Below are 22,835 nucleotides of genomic sequence, written 5' to 3' on the forward strand. Positions count from 1 at the left end.
TGTGTGATGGGTTCATTTTTGGCCGCCGCCCAATTAACATCAAATCAAACGTCGTTAACGATCAATTAACCCATATGCAACTGGACATGAACCTTCTGGTGGCGCTTGACGCGCTGCTGGACGAGGGGAGCGTGGGAGGCGCCGCGGCCCGCATGCACGTCAGCTCTCCCGCGATGAGCCGCACGCTGGACCGCATCCGGCACATGACGGGCGATGCCATCCTGGTGCGCACCGGCCGCCACATGTCGCCGACGCCCTACGCGCTGGCCATACGCGAGGAGGTGCATGCCGTGGTCACGCGCGCGCAGGCCGTGCTGGCGCGCCAGCGCCGCTTCGAGCCGGCCGAGATGGAACGCAGCTTCACCATCCAGTGCCACGACGCGCTGGCCTGCGCGCTCGGCCCCGCCTGGCTGGCCAGCCTGCGCCGCGCGGCGCCGCGATCCAGCCTGAGGGTGCTGGCGGAGGCATCGATGGACACGCCGGAACTGCGCCAGGGCCAGGTTGACCTGCATATCGGCGCGACCATTCCCACGCAGGCGGATCTGCTGCACGCCATCCTGGGCGAAGACAGGCTCATGGTCGCCATGCGGCCGGAGCACCCGTTGGCAGGCCGCCGGCTCACGGTACGCAGCTACGCTGCGGCCGACCATGTCACGGTTTCTCGCCGGGGCAGATTGCACGATCCGGTGGATGAACTGCTGGCCGCCCAAGGGCTGTCGCGCCGCGTAGCCGCTTCCGCGCCGACGGTCGCCGCGGCCTTGTGCATGGCAGGGGCCGCCGACTTGCTGGTGGTTGTGCCGGAGCGCGTCAGCGCATTGCTGGTCAATGCCATGAAGCTGAAGACTGCCGCACTGCCGCTGGCGGTGTCGCCGCTGCCCGTCGTCGCGACCTGGCATCGGCGCCATGACGGAGACCCTGCCCATGCATGGCTGCGCGAGCAAGTGGGCGAGAGCGTCAAGTGTTGGACGGCATCCTCGGCGGGGCGGCCCTGAGCCGTTCCACGGCCACGCCGCTCCGACCCTGCGCGTCGTGGCGGCAGCCCTATCTTGGAACGTAAACGCGCACTTAAGGCAGCTTGGCGACCACCTTGATCTCAAACTGGAAACCGTAGAGCCACGTCACGCCAATGCCGGTCAAGGTCGGATAAGGGGCTTCGCCCCAATATGCCGGAAGGACACTCCAGATGGCGTCGAGATTCGATTCGGGATCGACGACAAAAAGGGTGACGTCAACCACATCGTCAAACGTGCAGCCCGCAGCAGCGAGAACCGCATCGAGATTGTCGAACGCCAACCTGATCTGCGCTTTCAGATCGGGTTCAGGCGAACCATCCTCGCGGCTGCCAACTTGTCCCGAGACGAACAAAAAACCATTGGATTTGACGGCCGGCGAATACCGATTGCGCTCATAAAGCGCCTGTCGTCCGGCGGGAAAGACCACTTCACGTTTTGCCATGTCCATACCTTTGCAACGGGGAGAAATCCGCCCGATGAGCGAAGAGGGCACTTTACAACCGACTGGTCGCATTGATAAACAAGCGACTTTGTTCATCATTGTTTGTAGAATACAAACAATCCAAGGTAATGGAGGACAAGGGATGGATCGATTTGATGCGATGCGCGCCTTTTCCCGGGTGGTAGAGGCAGGCAGCTTCACCAAAGCGGCCCAAACACTTCAAATGAGCAAAACCACGGTGACGCAACTGGTTCAGCAGTTGGAGGCGCGCTTGCGCGTCAAACTGCTCCATCGCACCACCCGCAAGCTCAGTGTCACGCCCGATGGGGCTGCCTACTACGAGCGCGTCGTACGCCTGCTGGCAGACATGGACGACGCTGAAACCAGCCTGTCCAGCGCTGCGGCTGCGCCCAAGGGGCGGCTGCGGGTGGATGTCCCCAGCCCACTGGCCCGTCTGGTTCTGGTGCCAGCGCTACCAGCTTTCCACGCGCGCTACCCCGATATCCAGTTCGACATGGGCGTAAGCGACCGGATGGTGGATCTGATCGGCGACAACGTCGATTGCGTGGTGCGCGGTGGTGAAATCACCGATCAATCCCTTATGGCACGTCATGTCGGCGATTTGCAAATCGGTGCCTACGCCGCACCGAGCTATGTAGAACGCCTTGGCGCTCCTGAGCATCCACGAGAAATGGAGAACACAGACCATCGCATCGTGGGATTCATGCACCCACGCACCGGTATGGTCGAGCCTAGAACCATGCACTGCGGGAATGAGCGCATTGAAGTCAAGAGCCGCTATGTGCTCGCAGTCGACGATGGAAATGCCTACCTCGAAGCGGGGCTGGCTGGGCTAGGGGTGCTTTGGCTGCCAACCTATATGGCGGCAGCACATCAGGCTCGTGGCGAATTGATCCCGGTATTTGAGCAATGGCGTTTCGACCCCATGCCTCTGTACGTGGCATTTTCCCCGAACCGCCATGTCAGTGCCAAGCTGCGAGTTTTTATCGACTGGATCGTCGAGTTGATGAAAAAGCCCGTCCCCAGGGCCAACGGGGAGCCGTTACATCCCTACCTTCTCTGATTTCCCCTTTGCAACTGCGGCGGCCTATGTGCAACTGACCAAGTGCATGTCAGATCGACAAATTGCTGCCGCAAGAAAACTTGACAACGGAGATTTTTCAGGCGCTCGACGTTCTCGGCTCAGGCGGCCAGGCGCAGGTGCCGGGCATCGGCGGCTGCGGCCATCACGCCGGCGATGCGGTCGGGCAGTTCGAGCACGGCGCGGTTGCGAAAGCCCGCGACGCGCGCGCGGTAGGCGGGCAGCGCAGCGGCCAGGTCGCGCACGGCCGGTCCCACCTCACCGAAGCCGGGCAGCACCAGCCCCATGCCCTGCTGCTCCAGCCAGTGGGTGTTGTAGCGCTCCTGCGGCATGGTGAACGCGTTGCGCGTGGTGACCACGGGCAGGCCGGTGAGCAGCGCTTCGGACAGGCTGGCCGGGCCGGGCTTGCCGATGAAGAAATCGGCCAGCGCCAGATGCCGCCGCACCTCGCGCGTGAAGCCCAGCACCACGCGCGGCGCGGCGGCCGGCTGGCGGCGCAGCCGCTCGGCCAGCCGCGCATGGCGGCCGCACAGCAGGATCAGCGGCGTGTCCGGCAGCGCGCGGGCGATGCGCTCCATCGCCATCGAGCCGGCGCCGCCGAACATGACGGCGCCGACGGGCGGCCCTTGCCCATCGTGCGCCGGCAGGCCGAGCGCGCGGCGCGCGGCCTGCCGGTCCAGCGCCAGCGGCGCGTGGAAGTCCGGATGCAGCGGCACGCCCTCCACCGCGTGCAGCCGCCGCGGATCGTGGCCGGCCGCGCGCGCCTGCGCCAGCGCATGCGGCGTGCCGCAGACCAGGTGCTGGGCGATGCCGTCCTCGCGCCAGAAGTGCGGCGGATGGTCGGCCATGTCGGTCATCACCGTCACGAAGGGCACGCCCGGCAGCGCCTGGGCCAGGCTCTCGCCGAGCGCGCGGTTGAAGTTGGGGATCAGCGAGACCACGCAGTCCGGCCGCCGCGCGCGCCAGTGCCCGGCCAGGCGCTGGCACAACAGGCCGTGGGCCATGCGGATCAGGCCCTGCAGCAGCTTGAGCTCCTGCGCCAGCCCCAGCGTCCAGCCGCGGGCGAGGCGCTTGTTGTACAGGTCTTCGGGCGCCATGCCGAGGCAGCGCTGGAACAGGCCCTGCGGATCCACGAGGTCCACCAGGTGCACCAGTTCCACCTGCCAGGGCCGCTGCTGCAGCCGGCAGGCGGCCTGGAGCGCCAGCGCGGCCGCACGGTGTCCGCCGCCGGCGTCGAAGTAGACGAGATCGACCTTCATGGCAGCCCCGCGACGGCGGGTGGCAGCGCGCGCACGGCCCGCCCGGGCGCGTGCGCCTGCAGCAGCTGGACGAAGGCGGTCTCCATCTCGGCCACGATCCGGTCCCAGGCCAGGCCTGCGGCGGCCTGTGGCGCGCGTGCGCACAGGCGCCGCACCAGTTCCGGCGCGCGCGCGAGGCGCCGCGCCTCGGCCAGGAAGCGCGTGGGCTGGTCGTAGGGCGCGAGCAGACCGTTGTCGCCGTGCACGATCAGCCGCGCGGCGGCGGCGTAGCCGTAGGCCAGCACCGCCAGGCCGCTGGCCAGCGCCTCGGTGGTCACGTTGCCGAAGGTCTCGGTCGTGCTGGGAGCCAGGAAGACGTCGCCGCTGGCATAGTGCGCGGCCAGCGCCTCGCCGCGCAGCACGCCGGCGAACACCACGCCCTGGCCGGCCCAGGCCCGCTCCAGCGCAGGCCGCAGCGGGCCGTCGCCGGCCACCACGAGCAGCACGCGCGGATCGACCGTGCGCATGGCCTGCACCGCCTGCCACAGCAGGCCGAGGTTCTTCTCGGGCGCGAGCCGGCCGACATGGACCACGACCGGCGTGTCCGGTGCGGCGCCCCAGGCCGCGCGCAGCGGTTCGCTGCGCCGGCCGGGATGGAACAGCCGAGTGTCCACGCCGCGCGCGACCACCTGCAGCCGCGCGAAGCCTTCGTCCACCAGCTGCCGGCGCAGCGACTCGGTCGGCACCATGGTCAGGCCGCAGCGGTTGTGGAAGCGGCGCAGGTAGGCCATCAGCGGCCCGTGCAGCCAGGCGAGGCCGTAGTGCCGGCCGTAGGCGTGGAAGTTGGTGCGGAAGTCCGAGGACAGCGGCAGCCGCAGCCGGCGCGCCGCGTGCAACGCCGACCAGCCGAGCGGCCCTTCGGTCACCACGTGCACCAGGTCCGGCCGCGCCGCCGTCCACAGCCGCACCAGGGTGCGCGTGGCCGGCAGGCCCATGCGCAGGTGCGGATAGCACGGGATCGGCAGGCCGCGCAGCAGTACCTCGGAGGCAGCGGCATCGGAGGCGTCCTGCCGCGGACGCACCAGCTGCACCGCGTGGCCGCGCGCGCGCAGGCCCTGCACGCAGCAGGCCAGCGTGGCGGCCACGCCGTTGACCTCGGGCGGATAGGTTTCGGTGACGACGGCGATGCGCAGCGGGCGACGCGCGGGCGCCGGCGCGTCCGCAGCGATGGGGGCGGGGGCGGCGGGTGGCATGGCCCGATGCTGGGGGGCGGCCGCGACAGCGGCGTGACGGCTGCGTGTCGGTCCGGCGTCAGGGCCCCAGCGCCGGCCGCCCTGTCATCAGCCCTTCATTCCCTCTCGCCACGATCGCCCCGCATCACCACGGGAGCCAGCGTGCACGATTTCCTGAAAACCCTGCAGACCCAGCGCGACGACGACCACCGCTACTACCACCACAGCCGCATCAACCAGAGCCTGCACCTGCTGTCGGCCTGCACCTTCGTGGCCTGCTATGCCCTGCTGTTCGTGGACCCGGCCGCGGCCGCGCTGCTGGGCTGGACCGTGGCGATGTGCGCGCGCCAGGCCGGCCACTTCTTCTTCGAGCCCAAGGGCTACGACCATGTGAACCAGGCCACGCATGCCCACAAGGAAGCGATCAAGGTCGGCTACAACCTGCGCCGCAAGGTGGTGCTGATGCTGCTGTGGCTGGCCGTGCCGCTGGCGCTGTGGCTGGAGCCCGGCGCCTTCGGCCTGCTGCAACCCGCCACCAGCCTGGACGGCTGGCTGCGCCACGTGGGCCTGGCCTGGCTGGCGCTGGGCGCCGCCGCGGTGCTGGTACGCACCGTGCACCTGTTCTTCCTGCAGGGCGTGGTGAGCGGCCTGGCCTGGGCCACCAAGATCCTGACCGATCCCTTCCACGACATCAGGCTGTACTGGAAGAGCCCGCTCGCGCTGCTGCGCGGCGAGCTGATCGACCCCATGCACGGCGCGGCCCGCTGACACGGACCGGCCCGCCGCGTCAGAGGCCGTGAATGGATCGATCGCGCCCACGACGGGAGGCGCCGCCGGCCCCCTGGCGTAGGCGCAGGCCGCCGCCCGGGCGGGTTGCCGGGGCCAGGACGGCAGCGCCCGCATGCGGCCTGGCGTGCCCCGGCCCGAAGGGCGAGACCCCGGGCACCGCGTTGGCGGTGCACGTGGACACTCATCGGGAAGCTCGCGTGGGTGTGAGGGATGGGTTCACCACCGCTTCTCAGCGCCGGAGCAGTTCGCGCAGGATGCTGCGCCGGATCGACGCCTGCGTGAGCCCCTGCGACTGCCACCACCAGCCGTCGGCCTGCATGGCCCGGCAGGCGGCGACGAAGCGGCGGGCCACTTCCTCGAAATCCTGCTCCCCATGGTCCAGACTGAAGATCAGCCGGCCGGTGCCGACCCAGCTCAGCGCCAGGCCCTCGGCCCGCAGGTAGTACTGCAGCATCCAGTGGTAGCGCGAAGCCTGCGTGTAGCCCACCGCCCAGACGGTGGACATGGCGCCCACGCGCACCGGCACGCCGGCCTGCTCCAGCAGCGCGTTGAGCCGCGCGGCGCGCGCGCCCCAGGTGGCGTCCAGGCCCTCGTACAGTGCCTGCACGCCGGGCGTGGCCAGGCGTTCGAGGAACACCTGCATCGCGCCCATCACGTAGGGGTGCGCGTTGAAGGTGCCGCGGGCCAGGCAAACGTCGGCCGGCCGGTCCTCGCGCCAGCGCTGCATCAGCCGGTGCGGCCCGCAGACCACGCCGACCGGCAGGCCGCCGCCCAGCGTCTTGCCGTAGACCACGAGGTCGGCCCGCACGCCGAAGTACTGCTGCGCGCCGCCGGGCGCGAGCCGGAACCCCAGGAACACCTCGTCGAGGATCAGCACGATGCCGCGCGCACTGCAGACCTCGCGCAGCCGGCGCAGCCAGTCGGTGTAGGCCGCGCGGTCGAAGGCCGGCGCCGGCCGGCCGGCCAGCAGGCCGGCATCGGACGGCGCGTTGGCGTTCGGATGCAGCGCCTGCAGCGGGTTGACCAGCACGCAGGCGATGTCCCGCCGCCGCGCCAGCACGCGCAGCGCGCGTTCGTCCATGTCGCGCAGCGTGTAGGTGTGGCTGGCGCCCACCGGGTTGCCCACGCCGGGCTGCACGTCGTCCCACCAGCCGTGGTAGGCGCCGCAGAAGCGCACCAGGTACTTGCGCCGCGTGTGGTAGCGCGCCAGCCGCACGGCCTGCATCACGGCCTCGGTGCCGGACATGTGGAAGGACACCTCGTCCATGCCCGAAAGCGCACGCAGCGCGCGCACGTTGTCCAGCACGGCCGGGTGGTAGCTGCCGAGCACGGGGCCGAGCGCCTGCACGCGCGCGCTGCCTTCGGCGATGCAGGACTTGTAGAAGTCCTGCCCGAACAGGTTCACGCCGTAGGAGCCCGCCAGGTCGTAGAACCAGTGGCCGTCCAGGTCCTGGACCTGCACGCCGCGCGTGGCCTGCACGAAGGCGCCGACCGGCAGGCGCTCGCGCAGCAGCCGGCTGTACTGGAACGGCACGCGGTAGCGGCCGGTGAACTGCAGGTCGGCGATGCCCTCGCGCGCGGCCTCGGTCGCGGCCAGCGTGCGCGGATGGCGCTGCGCGAACAGCGCGGCCAGCCGCGCCAGCGCCGCCTCGCGGCGCGCGGCCACCTCGGCCGGCGCGCCGTCGGAGTCGAAGAAGCGCTCGGGCCCGAAGCCGTAGTACGGCAGCCCGCGCGCCACGCGGCGCGCGAGCTTGGAGTGCCCGGCCAGGGAGCGGTGCTTGGCGCGCGACAGCGCGAGCCGCTGCTGCGCGGCCGGCAGCAGGGCCAGCGCGGCGGCGGCGCCCAGGCCGCCCAGAAGGGTGAGTTCGTTCATGGGGTCGTGCGAGTGAAGACCCCGCATTGGTAACCCGGCTACTTGTCAACACGATGAATCACGCCCCCGTCCCCTCCCCCCGCGCGCGCTGGCGCGACCGCCTGCTGCTGCAGGAGGACCTGAACTTCCTGCTGACCAACCGCGTGCCGCGCGCGGCGCTGACGCGCTTCATGGGCTGGTTCGGCAGGATCGAGCAGCCGCTGGTGCGCCGCGCCTCCATCGCCGTGTGGCGCGCCTGCACCGAAATCGACCTGTCCGACGCGCAGGAGCGCGAATTCAGCAGCCTGCATGCGATGTTCACGCGCGCGCTCCAACCCGGCGCGCGCCCGGTGGATATGGATCCGCAGGTGCTCACCAGCCCCTGCGACGCCATCGTCGGCGCCTGCGGCCCGGTGGCCGGCACGCAGGTGTTCCAGGCCAAGGGCTTCCCGTACGAGATCGGCGAACTGTTCGGCGACGCCGAGGCGGCCCGCCCCTGGCACGACGGCGTGTACGCGACGCTGCGCCTGACCTCGGCCATGTACCACCGCTTCCACGCGCCGCACGACGGCACGCTGCAACGGCTGACCTACCTGTCCGGCGACACCTGGAACGTGAACCCGATCGCGCTCAGGCGCATCGAGCGGCTGTTCTGCCGCAACGAGCGCGCGGTGCTGCGCATGCGGCTAGACACGGGCCACGCGATCGCGCTGGTGCCGGTGGCGGCCATCCTGGTGGCCAGCATCCGGCTGCACTGCATGGACACGCTGCTGCACCTGCGCACGCTGGGCGCGCGGCCGCGAGACTGCGCGGAGCGCTTCGCCAAGGGACAGGAGATGGGCTGGTTCGAGCACGGCTCGACCATCCTCGTGTTCGCGCCGCGCGGCTTCGCGCTGTGCGAGGGCATCGCCGAAGGCACCCGACTGCGCATGGGGCAGGCGCTGATGCGGCTGCCGGCGTAGCGCCGCCCGGCATGCACGACGCGTGAACCCGTCCTCCGGTGCGTCGTCCTACCGGGCGGCCTGCGGGCCGCTTTCCGTTGCCGTGCCCGGATCAGGCCGCGGTCTGCCCAGCGGCCGCCGCAGGCGCCTGCTGCGCCGGGTCGCCATGCCAGTGCAGTAGTTCCAGCCGGCCGTCGTGGTGCTCCACCAGCGCGCTCAGGCTCTCGACCCAGTCGCCGTCGTTGCAGTACAGCGTGCCGTCGATCTCGCGCATCTCGGCGCGGTGGATGTGGCCGCAGACCACGCCCTGGTAGCCGCGCCGGCGCGCCTCGGCGGCCACCGCCTGCTCGAACGAGGTCACGTAGTTCAGCGCCTTCTTGACCCGGCCCTTCAGGTAGGCCGACAACGACCAGTACGGCAGCCCCATGCGGGCGCGCAGGCGGTTCAGATGGCGGTTCAGCCGCAGCGTGAGCTCGTACAGGTTGTCGCCCACGTAGGCCAGCCACCGGGCGCACTGGATCACGGCGTCGAAATGGTCGCCGTGCACGACCCACAGGCGCCGGCCGTCGGCCGTGGTGTGCACGGCCTCCTCGCGCACCTCGATGCCGCCGAAATGGTGGCCGGCGAAGCCGCGCGCGAACTCGTCGTGGTTGCCCGGCACGAACACCACCCGGCAGCCCTTGCGCGCGTGGCGCAGCAGCTTCTGCACCACGTCGTTGTGGGCCTGCGGCCAGAACCAGCGCCGGCGCAGCTGCCAGCCGTCCACGATGTCTCCGACCAGGTACAGGGTCTGGCTGGGATGGGCCTTCAGGAAGGCCAGCAGCGCGGTCGCCTGGCAGCCCGGCGTGCCCAGGTGCAGGTCGGAGATGAAGACGGTGCGCCAGCGCGGCGGCGGGTCGTCGGCCTCCACGCCGGGCCCCGGGATGGACGCATGGGACGCACCGGACATGCCGAGCGCGGCGCGCATCATCGGCGACAAGCCCCGCGGGTCGGGCCGTGCGGATACGGGCAGCTGGGTCATGGTCGGCTCCTGGCACGCGCATCTGCGGATGCGCACGGAGCCGAGTGTGCGCAGCAGGCATGACCGGCGCGTGTCGCGCCGATGGCAGCGCGGTGACGCGCGCCGCAGCCGGCGTCAGCGCAGCGTGGCGGCGATGCGCTCGGCGCAGCGCTGGGCCTGCGCGTGGTCGCGCGCCTCGACCATCACGCGCAGCACCGGCTCGGTGCCGGAGGCGCGGATCAGCACGCGGCCGTCGTCGCCGAGTTCGCGCTCGACCTCGGCCTGCGCCCGCGCCATGGCGGTGTTGGACTTCCAGTCCTGCCCCGGCGCCAGGCGCACGTTGATCATGGTCTGCGGGAACAGCGCCAGCTCGCCCAGCGCCTCCGACAGGCCCTGGCCGCTGCGCACGCAGACCTGCAGCACCTGCAGCGCGCTGACCAGGCCGTCGCCGGTGGTGTGCTTGTCCAGCGCCAGCAGGTGGCCCGAGCCTTCGCCGCCGAGCAGCCAGCCGCGCTTCTCCAGCTCCTCCAGCACGTAGCGGTCGCCGACCTTGGCGCGCACCAGCTCCACGCCCTTGGCCTTCAGCGCGACCTCGACGGCCTTGTTGGTCATCAGGGTGCCGACCACGCCGTCGACGGCTTCGCCGGCGCGCTTGCTGCGCTGGGCGCCGCCGCGCGACAGCCGTTCCTTGACCATCAGGTACAGCAGCTCGTCGCCGTTGAACAGCCGGCCGTCGCGGTCCACCAACTGCACACGGTCCGCGTCGCCGTCCAGCGCGACGCCGAAGTCGGCCCCGTGGGCACGGACGGCCTCGGCCACGGCCTGCGGATGCGTGGCGCCGACCTTCTCGTTGATGTTCAGGCCGTCGGGATGGCAGCCGATCCGGACGACCTCGGCCCCAAGCTCGTGGAACACCATCGGCGCGATCTGGTAGGCGGCGCCATTGGCCGCGTCGACCACGATCTTCAGGCCCTTGAGCGTCAGCGGGCTGGGGAAGGTGCTCTTGCAGAATTCGATGTAGCGGCCGGCCGCGTCCTCCAGCCGCGTGGTCTTGCCCAGGCTGGCCGAATCCACCCACTGCGGCGGCAATTCGAGCGCGGCCTCGACCGCAGCCTCCCATTCGTCGGACAGCTTGGTGCCCTGGGCGCTGAAAAACTTGATGCCGTTGTCCGGGTACGGGTTGTGGCTGGCGCTGATGACCACGCCGAGGCTGGCGCGCTGTGCGCGCGTCAGGTAGGCGACGCCGGGCGTGGGCAGCGGCCCGAGCAGCACCACGTCCACGCCGGCGGAGTTGAAGCCGGATTCGAGCGCGCTTTCCAGCATGTAGCCGGAAATCCGCGTGTCCTTGCCGATCAGCACGGTCGGCCGCGCCTCGGTCTGGCGCAGCACCCGGCCTACGGCGTGCGCCAGGCGCAGCACGAAATCGGGGGTGATCGGGGCCTGGCCCACGGTGCCGCGGATGCCGTCGGTGCCGAAGTAGCGACGTGTCATAGGTCTTGTGCTTTCTTGTCAGGAATTGGAATGGAAGGAAGAGGCGGCGCGCCAGACGCGCAGCGCCGCCACGGTTTCACGCACGTCGTGCACGCGCACGATGCGGGCACCGCGCTCCACGGCCAGCAGGGCCGCCGCCACGCTGGGCAGCACGCGCGCGGCCGGCGCGCTGTCCCGCATGCCGGCCGCGGCGGCCAGCGAGGACTTGCGCGACCAGCCGACCAGCAGCGGATGGCCCAGGTCCAGCAGTTCACGCTGCCGCGCGAGCAGCGCGAAGTTCTGCTCGACCGTCTTGCCGAAGCCGATGCCGGGATCCAGCGCGATGCGCTCGCCCGCGACACCGGCGGCGCGCAGCGCCGCCGCCGCCTCGGCCAGGAAGGCCCGCACCAGCGCCGGCGCCTCGCCCTGCATCGGCTCGCGCTGCATCGTGGCCGGCTCGCCATGCATGTGCATCAGGCAGACGCCGCAGGCCGGGTGCCGCGCCACCGCGGCGCGGGCGGCACCCGGCACCTCGCCCGCCGCCGCGTCGTACCAGCGCAACGCCCAGATGTCGTTGACGATGTCGGCACCCAGGTCCAGCGCGGCCTGCATGACCTGCGGCTTGTAGGTATCGACCGAAACCGGCACGCCCAGGCGCACCGCCTCGCGCAGCACCGGCAGCAGCCGGGCGAGTTCCTGCTCGGCCGGCAGCGAGGCCGCGCCAGGGCGGGAGGACTCGGCCCCCAGGTCCAGGATGTCGGCGCCCTCGGCCAGCAACTGCTCGCAGTGGCGCAGTGCGGCACCGGGGCCGTCCAGGCGTCCGCCATCGGAAAAGGAATCCGGCGTCAGGTTCACGATGCCCATGACGCGCGGCTGCGCCAAATCCAGGCGAAAGCGTGCGGTTTGCCAGAACATGTAACCAGAAAATGCAAACGGGGCCGTGGGGCCCCGCATTATCTGTGCTCAGATTGAACGAATCAGGTGGAATCCTTCACGCTGCCGACGGCGAAGGCTCCGGATTCACGGCCGGCGCCCCCCCGCTGCCACCGCCGTTGCCGCCGGAAGGCGTCCGCGGCGTCCAGTCCTTGGGCGGGCGCGGCTCGCGGCCAGCCATGATGTCGTCGATCTGCTCGGTGTCGATGGTCTCCCATTCGAGCAGCGCCTTGGCCATCGCATGCATCTTGTCGCTGTTCTCCTCGATCAGCCGGCGCGCCAGCGCGTACTGCTCGTCGATGATGCGGCGCACCTCCGCGTCGACCTTCTGCATGGTCTGCTCGCTCATGTTCGTGGTCTTGGTGACCGAGCGGCCCAGGAACACCTCGCCCTCGTTCTCGGCGTAGACCATCGGACCGAGGGCGTCCGTCATGCCGTAGCGCATGACCATGTCGCGCGCGATCTGCGTCGCGCGCTCGAAGTCGTTACTGGCACCGGTGGTCATCTGGTTCATGAACACCTCTTCCGCGATGCGGCCGCCGAACAGCATGCTGATCTGGTTCAGCATGTACTCCTTGTCGTAGCTGTAGCGGTCCTTCTCGGGCAGGCTCATGGTCACGCCCAACGCGCGGCCACGCGGGATCACGGTGACCTTGTGCACGGGGTCGCACTTGGGCAGCAGCTTGCCGATCAGCGCGTGGCCGGACTCGTGGTAGGCGGTGTTGCGCCGCTCTTCCTCGGGCATGACCATGCTCTTGCGCTCCGGGCCCATGATGATCTTGTCCTTGGCCTTCTCGAAGTCCTGCATCTCGACCACGCGCGCGTTGCGGCGCGCGGCCATCAGCGCGGCCTCGTTGCACAGATTGGCCAGGTCGGCGCCCGACATGCCGGGCGTGCCGCGCGCGATGATCGCGGCGCTGACGTCCTGGCCGATCGGCACCTTGCGCATGTGCACGCCCAGGATCTGCTCGCGGCCGCGAATGTCGGGCAGCGTCACGTAGACCTGGCGGTCGAAGCGGCCCGGGCGCAGCAGCGCGGCGTCCAGGATGTCGGGGCGGTTGGTGGCGGCGACCACGATCACGCCCAGGTTGGTCTCGAAGCCGTCCATCTCGACCAGCATCTGGTTCAGCGTCTGCTCGCGCTCGTCGTTGCCGCCGCCCAGGCCGGCGCCGCGCTGGCGGCCCACGGCATCGATTTCATCGATGAAGATGATGCAGGGCGCGTTCTTCTTGGCGTTCTCGAACATGTCGCGCACGCGGGCCGCGCCCACGCCGACGAACATCTCGACGAAGTCGGAGCCCGAGATGCTGAAGAACGGCACCTTGGCCTCGCCGGCGATGGACTTGGCCAGCAGCGTCTTGCCGGTGCCCGGCGGGCCAACCAGCAGCAGGCCGCGCGGGATGCGGCCGCCCAGCTTCTGGAACTTCTGCGGATCCTTCAGGAAGTCCACGACCTCCTTGACTTCTTCCTTGGCCTCGTCGCAGCCGGCCACGTCGGCGAAGGTCACGGTGTTGCTGCTCTCGTCCAGCATGCGCGCCTTGCTCTTGCCGAAGCTGAACGCGCCGCCCTTGCCGCCGCCCTGCATCTGGCGCATGAAGTAGACCCAGACGCCGATCAGCAGCAGCATCGGCCCCCAGCTGACCAGCAGGGTCATCAGCAGCGAGCCTTCCTCGCGCGGCTTGACGTCGAACTTGACGTTGTTGGCGATCAGGTCGCCGACCAGGCCGCGGTCCAGGTAGGTCGCGTTGGAGCGCACGCGGCGGTCATCCGTCGTGATGGCGACGATCTCGGTGCCGCCCTGCCCTTCCTGGATCGTCGCGGACTTGATGCGCTTGTTGCGGACTTCCTCCAGGAAGTCGGAATAGCCCATGTAGCCGGCACCTGCGGTGGCACGCGTGTCGAACTGCTTGAACAGCGTGAACAGCACCATGGCGATCACGAGCCAGACAGCAACTTTGGAAAACCAGGGATTCTTCAAGCGGGGACTCCGGTAGGCCGTGTGACAGACGGCGGCGCTCAGCGTACTTGCGTGCCATTCTAGGCATTTCAAGCGGTCGGCATGGCCGTAAAACCCGCGTCAGCCACGGCTTCAGCAAGGGTTTAGGCTTGTTTTCCGGCGTTTGGCACCGCGTTCTTCAAACCGATGCCGACCAGGAATGTCTCGGAGGATTTGTCGCGCGAGGCCTTGGGCTTGACCGGCTTGACCACGCGGAAATGGTCCTTGAACAGCTTGACCAGCTGGCTGTAGCCACTGCCGTGGAACACCTTGGCGACCAGCGCGCCTTCCGGCTTGAGCTGGGCGCTGGCGAACTCGACGGCGAGTTCCACCAGATGGCTGATGCGCGCCGCGTCGGCCGATTCGATGCCGGACAGGTTGGGGGCCATGTCGGAAACCACCACGTCGGCCCGGCTGCCGGCCAGGGCCAGCTGCAGCCGCTCCAGCACCGCGGGCTCGCGGAAATCGCCCTGCAGGAACTGCACGCCCTCGATCGGCTCCATGGGCAGGATGTCCAGCGCCACGATGGTGCCGTTCAGCTGGCCCACGGCCGCGCCGTCGGGCGACAGCCGGCGCCTCAGGTACTGGCTCCAGGCGCCGGGAGCCGAGCCCAGGTCCACCACCACGTGGCCGGGCCGCAGCAGGTGCAGGCTTTCATCGATCTCCTTGAGCTTGTAGGCGGCGCGCGCACGGTAGCCTTCCCTGGTGGCGAGCTTCACGTAGGGGTCGTTGACATGGTCGTTCAGCCATGCCTTGTTGACCTTCTTGCTTTTGGTCTTGACTTTCATGCTGCCGGGATAATACGAGGATGCCCCATATCCAACTCACCCCCGCGCAGCGCAAGGTGCACCGCGCCGAAGCCCATTCCCTGGACCCCGTGGTCATGGTCGGCGGCAATGGCCTGACGCCCGCGGTGGTGCGCGAGACCGATCTCGCGCTGCAGGCGCATGGACTGATCAAGGTACGCGTGTTCTCCGACGACCGCGCCGAGCGCGAGTCCATCTACCAGCAGCTCGCCGACCAGCTGAACGCCGCGCCGATCCAGCACATCGGCAAGCTGCTGGTGCTGTGGCGGCCCAAGCCGGTCGAGGCCAGGGAGCACGCGCAGGACGAGGCCCGCAAGCCCGGGCCGCGCGACGTGAAGGTGCTCAAGTACAGCAAGCGCGGCGGCCAGCGCCCCGAGGTCAAGGTGCTGCGGGTGCTCGGCAACCAGCGGCTGACGGCCGGCGGCAAGGTCAAGAAGGCGCGCCCCGCCAAGACCTCGGCGAAGAAGCAGCAAGGCTGAAGCGTCAGCGCGGCGCCACCTGGTCCAGCGCCGCGGCCAGGTGGCCGACCGTGCGGTCCACGTTGCGCCACTTCTCCAGGCCGAACAGGCCGATCCGGAAGGTGCTGAAATCCGGCCCCTCGTCGCACTGCAGCGGCACGCCGGAGGCGGTCTGCAGGCCGGCGGCCAGGAATTTCTTCGCGTTCTGGATGTCCGGGTCGGTCGTGTAGCTGACCACCACCCCGGGCGCCTTGAAGCCTTCGGCCGCCACGCTGGGAAAGCCGCGCGATTCCAGCAGCGCACGCACCTTGGCGCCCAGTTCGACCTGGGCCGCGCGCACCTGCTCGAAGCCCCAGTCACGCGTCTCCAGCATCACGTCGCGCAGCCGCACCAGCGCGTCGGTCGGCATGGTCGTGTGGTAGGCATGCTGGCCCTTCTCGTAGCCCTCGGCGATCTGCATCCATTTCTTGAGATCGCAGGAGAAGCTGCTGCTGGTCGTGCCCTCGATGGCTTCGCGCGCCCGCGCGCTCAGCATGACCATCGCGCAGCAGGGCGAGCCGCTCCAGCCCTTCTGCGGCGCGGAGATCAGCACGTCCACGCCGGTGGCCTGCATGTCCACCCACATCGCGCCGGAAGCCACGCAGTCCAGCACGGCCAGCGCGCCGACCTCGTGCGCGGCCGCGGTCACGGTGCGCAGGTAGTCGTCGGGCAGGATGATGCCGCTGGCGGTCTCCACGTGCGGCATGAACACGACCTTGGGCTGCTCGGCGCGGATCGTCGCCGCGACTTCCGCCGCCGGCGCCGGCTGCCAGGGCGCCTGCGGACCGTCGCCCAGGCGGCGCGCCTTGCAGACCACCGCACCTCCGCCGAGCCCTCCGGCGTCGAAGATCTGGCTCCAGCGGTAGCTGAACCAGCCGTTGCGCACGATCAGCACCTTCTCGCGGTTGGCGAACTGGCGGGCGACGGCCTCCATGCCGAAGGTGCCGCTGCCCGGCACCAGCACCGCCGTGTGGGCGTGGTAGACCTGCTTCAGCGTGGCCAGGATGTCCTGCATGACGCCGGCGAAGCGCTTGGACATGTGGTTCAGCGCACGGTCGGTGTAGACCACCGAGAATTCCAGCAGGCCGTCCGGGTCGACATCGGGCAAGAGTCCGGGCATGGTCAGTCTCCTTCTTGTTCAGGATGCGGCGCGGGGCGCGCCAGTTGCCAGAGCGTTGTTGCGGCACAGACCCATTGCAGCAGCAGCATGCCGCTGCCCAGGTTGTGCCAGAGTTTCAGATTCTCGCGGGCCACGATGCGCGGCGCGACCGCGAATTCCACCAGCAGCGCCAGCAGCAGACCGCCCAGCACCCAGGGCAGCACGGACCGCGCCCAGGCCGCCGTACGGTCGGCATCGCGCGGCCGCGAAGCGACCAGGATCAGCATGCAGCAGCCCAGCGTGGCCCAGGTCTGGGCGCTGAACAGCCGCGCCGCCGCGCCGCCCGCGAGGGCCGGGCTGGGCAGGTGCGCGAACAGCAGCGGCACGATCCAGAACAGCGCCGTCAGGCTGCCCCACCACAGGGCAGCGGCCAGCAGGGGCAGGCGCGTGGCGGAGCCCATGCTCAGATGTAGCGCACCGCCACGATCTCGTAGTGCTTCAGGCCGCCGGGCGTCTGCACCTCGGCGCTGTCGCCCTCGGCCTTGCCGATCAGCGCGCGCGCGATCGGGCTGGAGATGTTGATGCGGCCCTGCTTCAGGTCGGCCTCGTCCTCGCCGACGATCTGGTAGGTCACGGCCTGGCCGTTGTCCTCGTCTTCCAGGTCGACGGTGGCGCCGAACACGACCTTGCCGCCGGCGTTCAGCGTGGCCGGATCGATGACCTGCGCCACCGACAGCTTGCCCTCGATCTCCTGGATGCGGCCTTCGATGAAGCCCTGGCGGTCCTTGGCCGCGTCGTAGTCGGCGTTCTCGGACAGGTCGCCCTGGGCACGCGCCTCGGCGATGGCATTGATCACGCCGGGACGGTCCACGGTCTTCAGGCGGTGCAGCTCGGCCTTGAGCGCCTCGGCGCCGCGCTTGGTCACGGGAAATGTGGTCACTGTTCGGGTCTCCAAAAAACAAACCGCCGAGCGTTGCCGTTCGGCGGTGTTGGGTGAGCAGGCTCAGACGAGGCTTCGTCCAGTCAGCCGGCTCAGGATCGCCAGCGGACTTGCGGCCGGATTGTATTGGGCCGCAGCAGGCAGGTGCAACGTCTGCTCGGCCATGAACTGGCCGGACATCACCGCGTGCGAAGTCTGGTCGGAAAAGCAGACCCAGACCGTGCCGGGCTGGAACGCCACCGTCTGCTGCGGCGCACTCTGCTGGTAGCCGAGGTCGGACTTCATGGCGTCGTGCAGCTGCAGCATGAGGTGGTCGTACTCGCTGCGCAGCGACTTGGTCACGCGCAGCGCCCGCAAGGCCTTGGCCTGCCAGCGCACATACGGCTTGAGCCGCGGCAGGAAGCGCTGCGCCACCTGCTCGAACGGCTCGCCCACGCGCCACACGCGCGGCTCGCCATGCGGGTTCAGGTTGATGAAGACGCGCAGGATGCGTTCGCCATAGTTGGGCCGCGACGGAAACGCATCGACGTGCAGGCGCCGGTCGTCGGCGCGCCAGGATTGCTGGCGCGTTGCGACCTGGGCCGGACGGAAGCTGGTGGGCGCCATGCGCAAGGCCGGGCCGTAGTGCGGCAGCAGCGCATCGACGAGCTGGCGGGCCTGGCCGCGGAACCGCGCGACCATGGAGGCCACGGCCTGCTGGCGGGCCGGATCGCCCGCCGCGCCCTTGAGCCGGCCCGATCCGTCCAGGCTGATGTTGCGCGAACCCTCCGCCAGCAAGGACGGATCGAGCAACTGCCGCTCCTCGGGCGACAGCGCAAAGCCCAGGCGCGGGAACACCAGCACCTTGCCTGCCTCGAGGGCCTCGACCCAGGCGTCGTCCGCGCGGGCGCCAGCCCAGTCGGCCAGGTCCAGCTCCAGCAGCTGCGAAGCCATCGCTCCCTCCGCCGATCAGGCCAGCTGGGCGTGCATCTCCTGCACCGAGATCACGTCGAGCTGGTCCAGGTAGCGCATGCCCTCCACCGCCGCCTCCGCGCCGGCAATGGTCGTGAACGTGGTCACGCGCGCCAGCAGCGAGGAGGTGCGGATGGCCCGGCTGTCGGCGATCGCATTGCGGCGCTCCTCGACCGTGTTGACCACCAGCGCGATCTCGTTGTTCTTGATCATGTCCACGACGTGCGGCCGGCCCTCGGTGACCTTGTTGACGATCCTGACCGCGATGCCGGCCGCGGCGATGGCCGCCGCCGTGCCCTTGGTCGCGACCAGCTCGAAGCCCAGCGCCACCAGCGCGCGCGCCACCTCGACGGCACGCGGCTTGTCGCTGTTCTTGACCGTCAGGAAGGCGGTGCCGGCGCGCGGCAGCCGGGTGCCGGCGCCGAGCTGGCTCTTGACGAAGGCCTCGCCGAAGGTCTTGCCCACGCCCATGACCTCGCCGGTGGACTTCATCTCCGGGCCGAGGATGGTGTCCACGCCCGGGAACTTGACGAACGGGAACACCGCCTCCTTCACGCTGAAGTACGGCGGCGTGACCTCGGCTTTGACGCCCTGCTGGTCCAGCGACTGGCCGGCCATGCAGCGCGCCGCGACCTTGGCCAGCTGGATGCCGGTGGCCTTGGAGACGAAGGGCACGGTGCGGCTGGCGCGCGGATTGACTTCCAGCACGTAGATCACGTCCTGGCCGTCCTTCTCCTGGATCGCGAACTGCACGTTCATGAGGCCGACCACGTTCAGGCCTTCGGCCATGGCCGCGGTCTGGCGCTTGAGCTCGTCCACCGTCGCCTTGCCGAGGTAGTACGGCGGCAGCGAGCACGCCGAGTCGCCGCTGTGCACGCCGGCCTGCTCGATGTGCTCCATCACGCCGCCGATGAACACGCGGCCGGTGGCGTCGCGCACGGCATCGACGTCGCACTCGATGGCGTCGTTCAGGAAGCGGTCCAGCAGCACCGGCGAGTCGTTGCTGACCTTCACCGCCTCGCGCATGTAGCGCTCCAGGTCGCGCTGCTCGTGCACGATCTCCATCGCGCGGCCGCCCAGCACGTAGCTCGGGCGCACCACCAGCGGGTAGCCCAGCGCCGCGGCCTTCTCCAGCGCCTCGGCCTCGGTGCGGGCCGTGGCGTTGGGCGGCTGGCGCAGGCCGAGGTCCTGCAGCAGCTTCTGGAAGCGCTCGCGGTCCTCGGCCGCGTCGATCATGTCGGGCGAGGTGCCGATGATGGGCACGCCGGCGGCCTCCAGGCCGAGCGCGAGCTTCAGCGGCGTCTGGCCGCCGTACTGCACGATCACGCCCTCGGGCTTCTCCTTGGCCACGATCTCCAGCACGTCCTCCAGCGTCAGCGGCTCGAAGTACAGGCGGTCCGAGGTGTCGTAGTCGGTCGACACGGTCTCGGGATTGCAGTTGACCATGATGGTCTCGTAGCCGTCCTCGCGCATCGCCAGCGCCGCGTGCACGCAGCAGTAGTCGAACTCGATGCCCTGGCCGATGCGGTTGGGGCCGCCGCCCAGCACCATGATCTTCTTACGGCCGGTCGGCTCCGCCTCGCACTCCTGCTCGTAGGTGGAATACATGTAGGCGGTGTTGGTCGCGAACTCGGCGGCGCAGGTGTCCACCCGCTTGTAGACCGGGCGCACGCCCTGCGCATGGCGCGCAGCGCGCACGGCCTGCTCCGTGGTCCGGAGCAGCTTGGCCAGGCGCCGGTCGGAGAAACCCTTGCGCTTGAGCGTACGCAGCTCGTCGGCCGAGAGCCGGGACAGCGCGGCCTCGCCGTGCTCCTCGGTGTGCCGGTCCAGGTCCAGCTCGATGCGGACGATCTCCTCGATCTGCACCAGGAACCACTTGTCGATCTTGGTCAGCGCATGCACCTCGTCCAGCGTCCAGCCGGAGGCGAAGGCGTCGCCCACGTACCAGATGCGCTCCGGGCCGGGCTCGCCCAGTTCCTCTTCGAGCTTCTCGCGGTCCTGCGTCTTCTCGTTCATGCCGTCGACGCCGACCTCCAGGCCGCGCAGCGCCTTCTGGAAGCTTTCCTGGAAGGTGCGGCCCATGGCCATGACCTCGCCCACGCTCTTCATCTGCGTGGTCAGGTGGCTGTCGGCGGCCGGGAACTTCTCGAACGCGAAGCGCGGGATCTTGGTCACCACGTAGTCGATGCTGGGCTCGAAGCTGGCCGGCGTGGCACCGCCGGTGATCTCGTTGCGCAGCTCGTCGAGCAGGTAGCCGATGGCCAGCTTGGCCGCGACCTTGGCGATCGGGAAGCCCGTGGCCTTGGAAGCCAGCGCCGAGGAGCGCGACACGCGCGGGTTCATCTCGATCACGACCATGCGACCGTCGGCCGGGTTGACCGAGAACTGCACGTTGGAGCCGCCCGTGTCCACGCCGATCTCGCGCAGCACCGCCAGGCTGGCGTTGCGCATGATCTGGTATTCCTTGTCGGTCAGCGTCTGCGCCGGCGCCACGGTGATGGAGTCGCCGGTGTGCACGCCCATCGGGTCCAGGTTCTCGATCGAGCAGACGATGATGCAGTTGTCGGCCTTGTCGCGCACGACCTCCATCTCGTACTCTTTCCAGCCCAGCAGCGATTCCTCGATCAGCAGCTCGCTGGTCGGCGAGGCCTCCAGGCCGCGCTTGCAGATGGTCTCGAATTCCTCGGCGTTGTAGGCGATGCCGCCGCCGGTGCCGCCCAGCGTGAAGCTGGGGCGGATCACGGTCGGGAAGCCCACGTGCTTCTGCACCGCCCAGGCCTCGTCCATCGAGTGCGCGATGCCCGAGCGCGCCGAGCCCAGGCCGATCCTGGTCATCGCGTCCTTGAACTTCAGCCGGTCCTCGGCCTTGTCGATGGCCTCGGGCGTGGCGCCGATCAGCTCGACCTGGTATTTGTCCAGCACGCCGTTGCGCCACAGGTCCAGCGCGCAGTTCAGCGCGGTCTGGCCGCCCATGGTGGGCAGGATGGCGTCGGGCCGCTCCTTGGCGATGATCTTCTCGACCGTCTGCCAAGTGATGGGCTCGATGTAGGTGACGTCGGCCGTGGCCGGGTCCGTCATGATCGTCGCGGGGTTGCTGTTGATCAGGATGACCTTGTAGCCCTCCTCGCGCAGCGCCTTGCAGGCCTGCACGCCGGAGTAGTCGAACTCGCAGGCCTGACCGATGACGATGGGGCCGGCACCGATAATCAGGATGCTGCGGATGTCTGTGCGCTTAGGCATGCTTGCCCTCCGCCTTGTACGTTTCCATGGACTGCGTGAAGCGGTCGAACAAATAGCCGATGTCGTGCGGGCCGGGCGAGGCCTCCGGGTGGCCCTGGAAGCAGAAGGCCGGCTTGTCGGTGCGGGCCAGGCCCTGCAGCGTGCCGTCGAACAGGCTCACGTGCGTGGCGCGCAGGTTGGCCGGCAGCGTCTTCTCGTCCACGGCGAAACCGTGGTTCTGGCTGGTGATCGACACGCGGCCGTTGTCCAGGTCCTTGACCGGGTGGTTGGCGCCGTGGTGGCCGAACTTCATCTTGAAGGTCTTGGCCCCCGACGCGAGTGCCATGATCTGGTGGCCCAGGCAGATGCCGAAGACCGGGATGCCGGTCTCGATCAGTTCGCGCGTGGCCTCGATCGCGTAGTCGCAGGCACCCGGGTCGCCCGGGCCGTTGGACAGGAAGATGCCGTCCGGCCGGAGCTTGAGCACGTCGGCCGCGGGCGTCTGCGCCGGCACCACGGTGATGCGCGCGCCGCGCTGAGCCAGCATGCGCAGGATGTTCTTCTTGACGCCGTAGTCGTAAGCGACGACGTGGAACTTCGGCGTGATCTGCACGCCGTAGCCGGCGCCCAGCTTCCACTCGGTCTGCGTCCACTCGCAGGTCTCGCGCACCGAGACGACCTTGGCCAGGTCCAGGCCCGTCATGTCCGGCACGGCCTTGGCGGCGGCGACGGCCTGGTCGATGGCGGCCTGGGTGATCGCCGTGCCCGCCGCCAGGCCGACGATGGCCGCGTTCTGCGTGCCCTGGCTGCGCAGGTGGCGCGTGAGCTGGCGCGTGTCGATGCCGGCGATGGCCACGGTGCCGTTGGCGGCGAGGTAGCCGTTCAGCGTCGAGGTGCTGCGGAAGTTGGAGGCGAGCAGCGGCAGATCCTTGATGATCAGGCCGGCGGCATGGATCGTGTCGGCTTCGACGTCCTCGGCGTTGATGCCGTAGTTGCCGATGTGCGGGTAGGTCAGCGTGACGATCTGCTGGCAGTAGCTCGGATCGGTCAGGATCTCCTGGTAGCCGGTGATGGCCGTGTTGAACACGACCTCGCCAACCGTGCGGCCCGGAGCGCCGATGGAACTGCCGAGGAAGACCGTGCCGTCGGCGAGCGCCAGGATCGCGGGCGGAAAGGATCCCTGAAGGGAGGAAAGCACTGGGTTCTCCGGATGTGGCGGTCGCCCGGCGCCCTCAGGGTCGGCGGTGCGGGGCACGCCGAACGCTTCCTTGGGACTGCTGCTTTCGTGGGGATCTGGCTGGGGATGCGGCCGAAC

Annotated in this window: 20 protein-coding genes; 5 read left to right on the plus strand and 15 right to left on the minus strand. The window is 69.4% G+C overall.

Annotated features, from left to right (window positions below):
* Positions 1–86: 86 nt before the first annotated feature.
* Positions 87–992 (plus strand): LysR family transcriptional regulator, encoded by a 906-nt coding sequence (locus QM782_RS02910; protein ID WP_415201434.1) that lies wholly within the window; start codon positions 87–89, stop codon positions 990–992.
* 73 nt (positions 993–1,065) lie between these two features.
* On the opposite strand, the gene QM782_RS02915 is transcribed toward QM782_RS02910, so the two are convergent.
* On the minus strand, positions 1,066–1,455 hold the full coding sequence (locus tag QM782_RS02915; RefSeq protein ID WP_415201435.1) for a RidA family protein: 390 nt from the start codon (positions 1,453–1,455) through the stop codon (positions 1,066–1,068).
* A gap of 142 nt (positions 1,456–1,597) precedes the next feature.
* On the opposite strand from QM782_RS02915, the gene QM782_RS02920 reads away from it, so the two are divergent.
* On the plus strand, positions 1,598–2,539 hold the full coding sequence (locus QM782_RS02920) for a LysR family transcriptional regulator (RefSeq protein WP_415205572.1): 942 nt from the start codon (positions 1,598–1,600) through the stop codon (positions 2,537–2,539).
* Positions 2,540–2,658: 119 nt separating this feature from the next.
* Here QM782_RS02920 and QM782_RS02925 read toward each other — a convergent pair whose 3' ends face one another.
* Positions 2,659–3,816 (minus strand): galactosyldiacylglycerol synthase, encoded by a 1,158-nt coding sequence (locus QM782_RS02925; RefSeq protein ID WP_415201436.1) that lies wholly within the window; start codon positions 3,814–3,816, stop codon positions 2,659–2,661.
* On the minus strand, positions 3,813–5,048 hold the full coding sequence (locus QM782_RS02930) for a glycosyltransferase family 4 protein (protein WP_415201437.1): 1,236 nt from the start codon (positions 5,046–5,048) through the stop codon (positions 3,813–3,815). Before QM782_RS02930 ends, QM782_RS02925 begins: the two co-directional genes overlap by 4 nt.
* 141 nt (positions 5,049–5,189) lie before the next feature.
* Here QM782_RS02930 and QM782_RS02935 point away from each other — a divergent pair, with 141 nt between their 5' ends.
* Positions 5,190–5,795 (plus strand): hypothetical protein, encoded by a 606-nt coding sequence (locus tag QM782_RS02935; RefSeq protein ID WP_415201438.1) that lies wholly within the window; start codon positions 5,190–5,192, stop codon positions 5,793–5,795.
* 250 nt (positions 5,796–6,045) lie between these two features.
* Here QM782_RS02935 and QM782_RS02940 read toward each other — a convergent pair whose 3' ends face one another.
* The gene (locus QM782_RS02940) at positions 6,046–7,689 is read right to left on the minus strand and encodes an aminotransferase class III-fold pyridoxal phosphate-dependent enzyme (protein ID WP_415201439.1); all 1,644 of its coding nucleotides are present in this window, start codon (positions 7,687–7,689) and stop codon (positions 6,046–6,048) included.
* 53 nt (positions 7,690–7,742) lie between these two features.
* On the opposite strand from QM782_RS02940, the gene asd reads away from it, so the two are divergent.
* Positions 7,743–8,630: an archaetidylserine decarboxylase gene (gene asd / locus QM782_RS02945; protein WP_415201440.1), complete on the plus strand. Its 888-nt coding sequence runs from the start codon at positions 7,743–7,745 to the stop codon at positions 8,628–8,630.
* A gap of 91 nt (positions 8,631–8,721) precedes the next feature.
* On the opposite strand, the gene QM782_RS02950 is transcribed toward asd, so the two are convergent.
* The 5 genes from QM782_RS02950 to QM782_RS02970 form a co-directional block, all read right to left on the minus strand.
* Positions 8,722–9,558, minus strand: coding sequence for a UDP-2,3-diacylglucosamine diphosphatase (locus tag QM782_RS02950; protein ID WP_415205573.1), 837 nt, complete (start codon positions 9,556–9,558; stop codon positions 8,722–8,724).
* Positions 9,559–9,744: 186 nt separating this feature from the next.
* Complete coding sequence (glmM, locus tag QM782_RS02955; RefSeq protein ID WP_415201441.1) at positions 9,745–11,100, minus strand: phosphoglucosamine mutase; 1,356 nt, start codon at positions 11,098–11,100, stop codon at positions 9,745–9,747.
* Positions 11,101–11,118: 18 nt separating this feature from the next.
* Positions 11,119–11,994 (minus strand): dihydropteroate synthase, encoded by an 876-nt coding sequence (gene folP / locus QM782_RS02960; protein ID WP_415201442.1) that lies wholly within the window; start codon positions 11,992–11,994, stop codon positions 11,119–11,121.
* Between the two features lie 76 nt (positions 11,995–12,070).
* Positions 12,071–13,990: an ATP-dependent zinc metalloprotease FtsH gene (gene ftsH / locus QM782_RS02965; RefSeq protein WP_415201443.1), complete on the minus strand. Its 1,920-nt coding sequence runs from the start codon at positions 13,988–13,990 to the stop codon at positions 12,071–12,073.
* Positions 13,991–14,112: 122 nt separating this feature from the next.
* Positions 14,113–14,796 (minus strand): RlmE family RNA methyltransferase, encoded by a 684-nt coding sequence (locus tag QM782_RS02970; RefSeq protein ID WP_415201444.1) that lies wholly within the window; start codon positions 14,794–14,796, stop codon positions 14,113–14,115.
* A 20-nt stretch (positions 14,797–14,816) separates the two neighbouring features.
* Between QM782_RS02970 and QM782_RS02975 the strand changes: the two genes are divergently transcribed.
* Positions 14,817–15,293, plus strand: a complete 477-nt coding sequence (locus tag QM782_RS02975) for a YhbY family RNA-binding protein (RefSeq protein WP_415201445.1) — start codon at positions 14,817–14,819, stop codon at positions 15,291–15,293.
* A gap of 4 nt (positions 15,294–15,297) precedes the next feature.
* On the opposite strand, the gene QM782_RS02980 is transcribed toward QM782_RS02975, so the two are convergent.
* The 6 genes from QM782_RS02980 to carA all read right to left on the minus strand — a co-directional run bounded on the left by QM782_RS02980 (position 15,298) and on the right by carA (position 22,718).
* Entirely contained in the window at positions 15,298–16,431 is a 1,134-nt protein-coding gene (locus QM782_RS02980; RefSeq protein ID WP_415201446.1) for an aminotransferase class V-fold PLP-dependent enzyme, read from the minus strand.
* A gap of 2 nt (positions 16,432–16,433) precedes the next feature.
* Complete coding sequence (locus QM782_RS02985) at positions 16,434–16,871, minus strand: DUF4149 domain-containing protein (protein WP_415201447.1); 438 nt, start codon at positions 16,869–16,871, stop codon at positions 16,434–16,436.
* Between the two features lie 2 nt (positions 16,872–16,873).
* A complete protein-coding gene (gene greA, locus QM782_RS02990) occupies positions 16,874–17,350 on the minus strand; it encodes a transcription elongation factor GreA (protein WP_415201448.1) in 477 nt (158 codons plus the stop codon).
* Positions 17,351–17,413: 63 nt separating this feature from the next.
* Complete coding sequence (locus QM782_RS02995) at positions 17,414–18,283, minus strand: Kdo hydroxylase family protein (protein WP_415201449.1); 870 nt, start codon at positions 18,281–18,283, stop codon at positions 17,414–17,416.
* Between the two features lie 15 nt (positions 18,284–18,298).
* Positions 18,299–21,541, minus strand: coding sequence for a carbamoyl-phosphate synthase large subunit (carB, locus tag QM782_RS03000; RefSeq protein ID WP_415201450.1), 3,243 nt, complete (start codon positions 21,539–21,541; stop codon positions 18,299–18,301).
* Complete coding sequence (gene carA, locus QM782_RS03005) at positions 21,534–22,718, minus strand: glutamine-hydrolyzing carbamoyl-phosphate synthase small subunit (protein WP_415201451.1); 1,185 nt, start codon at positions 22,716–22,718, stop codon at positions 21,534–21,536. Before carA ends, carB begins: the two co-directional genes overlap by 8 nt.
* Positions 22,719–22,835 lie beyond the last annotated feature (117 nt).

The organism is Pseudorhodoferax sp. (assembly GCF_047601025.1).
GTDB lineage: Bacteria > Pseudomonadota > Gammaproteobacteria > Burkholderiales > Burkholderiaceae_C > Pseudorhodoferax.

Bases quoted from the DNA above. Each gene is read 5' to 3' on its own strand.
- QM782_RS02910 (WP_415201434.1), top strand. From the start codon at position 87: ATGAACCTTCTGGTGGCGCTTGACGCGCTGCTGGACGAGGGGAGCGTG.
- QM782_RS02915 (WP_415201435.1), bottom strand. From the start codon at position 1,455: ATGGCAAAACGTGAAGTGGTCTTTCCCGCCGGACGACAGGCGCTTTAT.
- QM782_RS02920 (WP_415205572.1), top strand. From the start codon at position 1,598: ATGGATCGATTTGATGCGATGCGCGCCTTTTCCCGGGTGGTAGAGGCA.
- QM782_RS02925 (WP_415201436.1), bottom strand. From the start codon at position 3,816: ATGAAGGTCGATCTCGTCTACTTCGACGCCGGCGGCGGACACCGTGCG.
- QM782_RS02930 (WP_415201437.1), bottom strand. From the start codon at position 5,048: ATGCCACCCGCCGCCCCCGCCCCCATCGCTGCGGACGCGCCGGCGCCC.
- QM782_RS02940 (WP_415201439.1), bottom strand. From the start codon at position 7,689: ATGAACGAACTCACCCTTCTGGGCGGCCTGGGCGCCGCCGCCGCGCTG.
- asd (WP_415201440.1), top strand. From the start codon at position 7,743: ATGAATCACGCCCCCGTCCCCTCCCCCCGCGCGCGCTGGCGCGACCGC.
- QM782_RS02950 (WP_415205573.1), bottom strand. From the start codon at position 9,558: ATGTCCGGTGCGTCCCATGCGTCCATCCCGGGGCCCGGCGTGGAGGCC.
- glmM (WP_415201441.1), bottom strand. From the start codon at position 11,100: ATGACACGTCGCTACTTCGGCACCGACGGCATCCGCGGCACCGTGGGC.
- folP (WP_415201442.1), bottom strand. From the start codon at position 11,994: ATGTTCTGGCAAACCGCACGCTTTCGCCTGGATTTGGCGCAGCCGCGC.
- QM782_RS02970 (WP_415201444.1), bottom strand. From the start codon at position 14,796: ATGAAAGTCAAGACCAAAAGCAAGAAGGTCAACAAGGCATGGCTGAAC.
- QM782_RS02975 (WP_415201445.1), top strand. From the start codon at position 14,817: ATGCCCCATATCCAACTCACCCCCGCGCAGCGCAAGGTGCACCGCGCC.
- QM782_RS02980 (WP_415201446.1), bottom strand. From the start codon at position 16,431: ATGCCCGGACTCTTGCCCGATGTCGACCCGGACGGCCTGCTGGAATTC.
- QM782_RS02985 (WP_415201447.1), bottom strand. From the start codon at position 16,871: ATGGGCTCCGCCACGCGCCTGCCCCTGCTGGCCGCTGCCCTGTGGTGG.
- QM782_RS02995 (WP_415201449.1), bottom strand. From the start codon at position 18,283: ATGGCTTCGCAGCTGCTGGAGCTGGACCTGGCCGACTGGGCTGGCGCC.
- carB (WP_415201450.1), bottom strand. From the start codon at position 21,541: ATGCCTAAGCGCACAGACATCCGCAGCATCCTGATTATCGGTGCCGGC.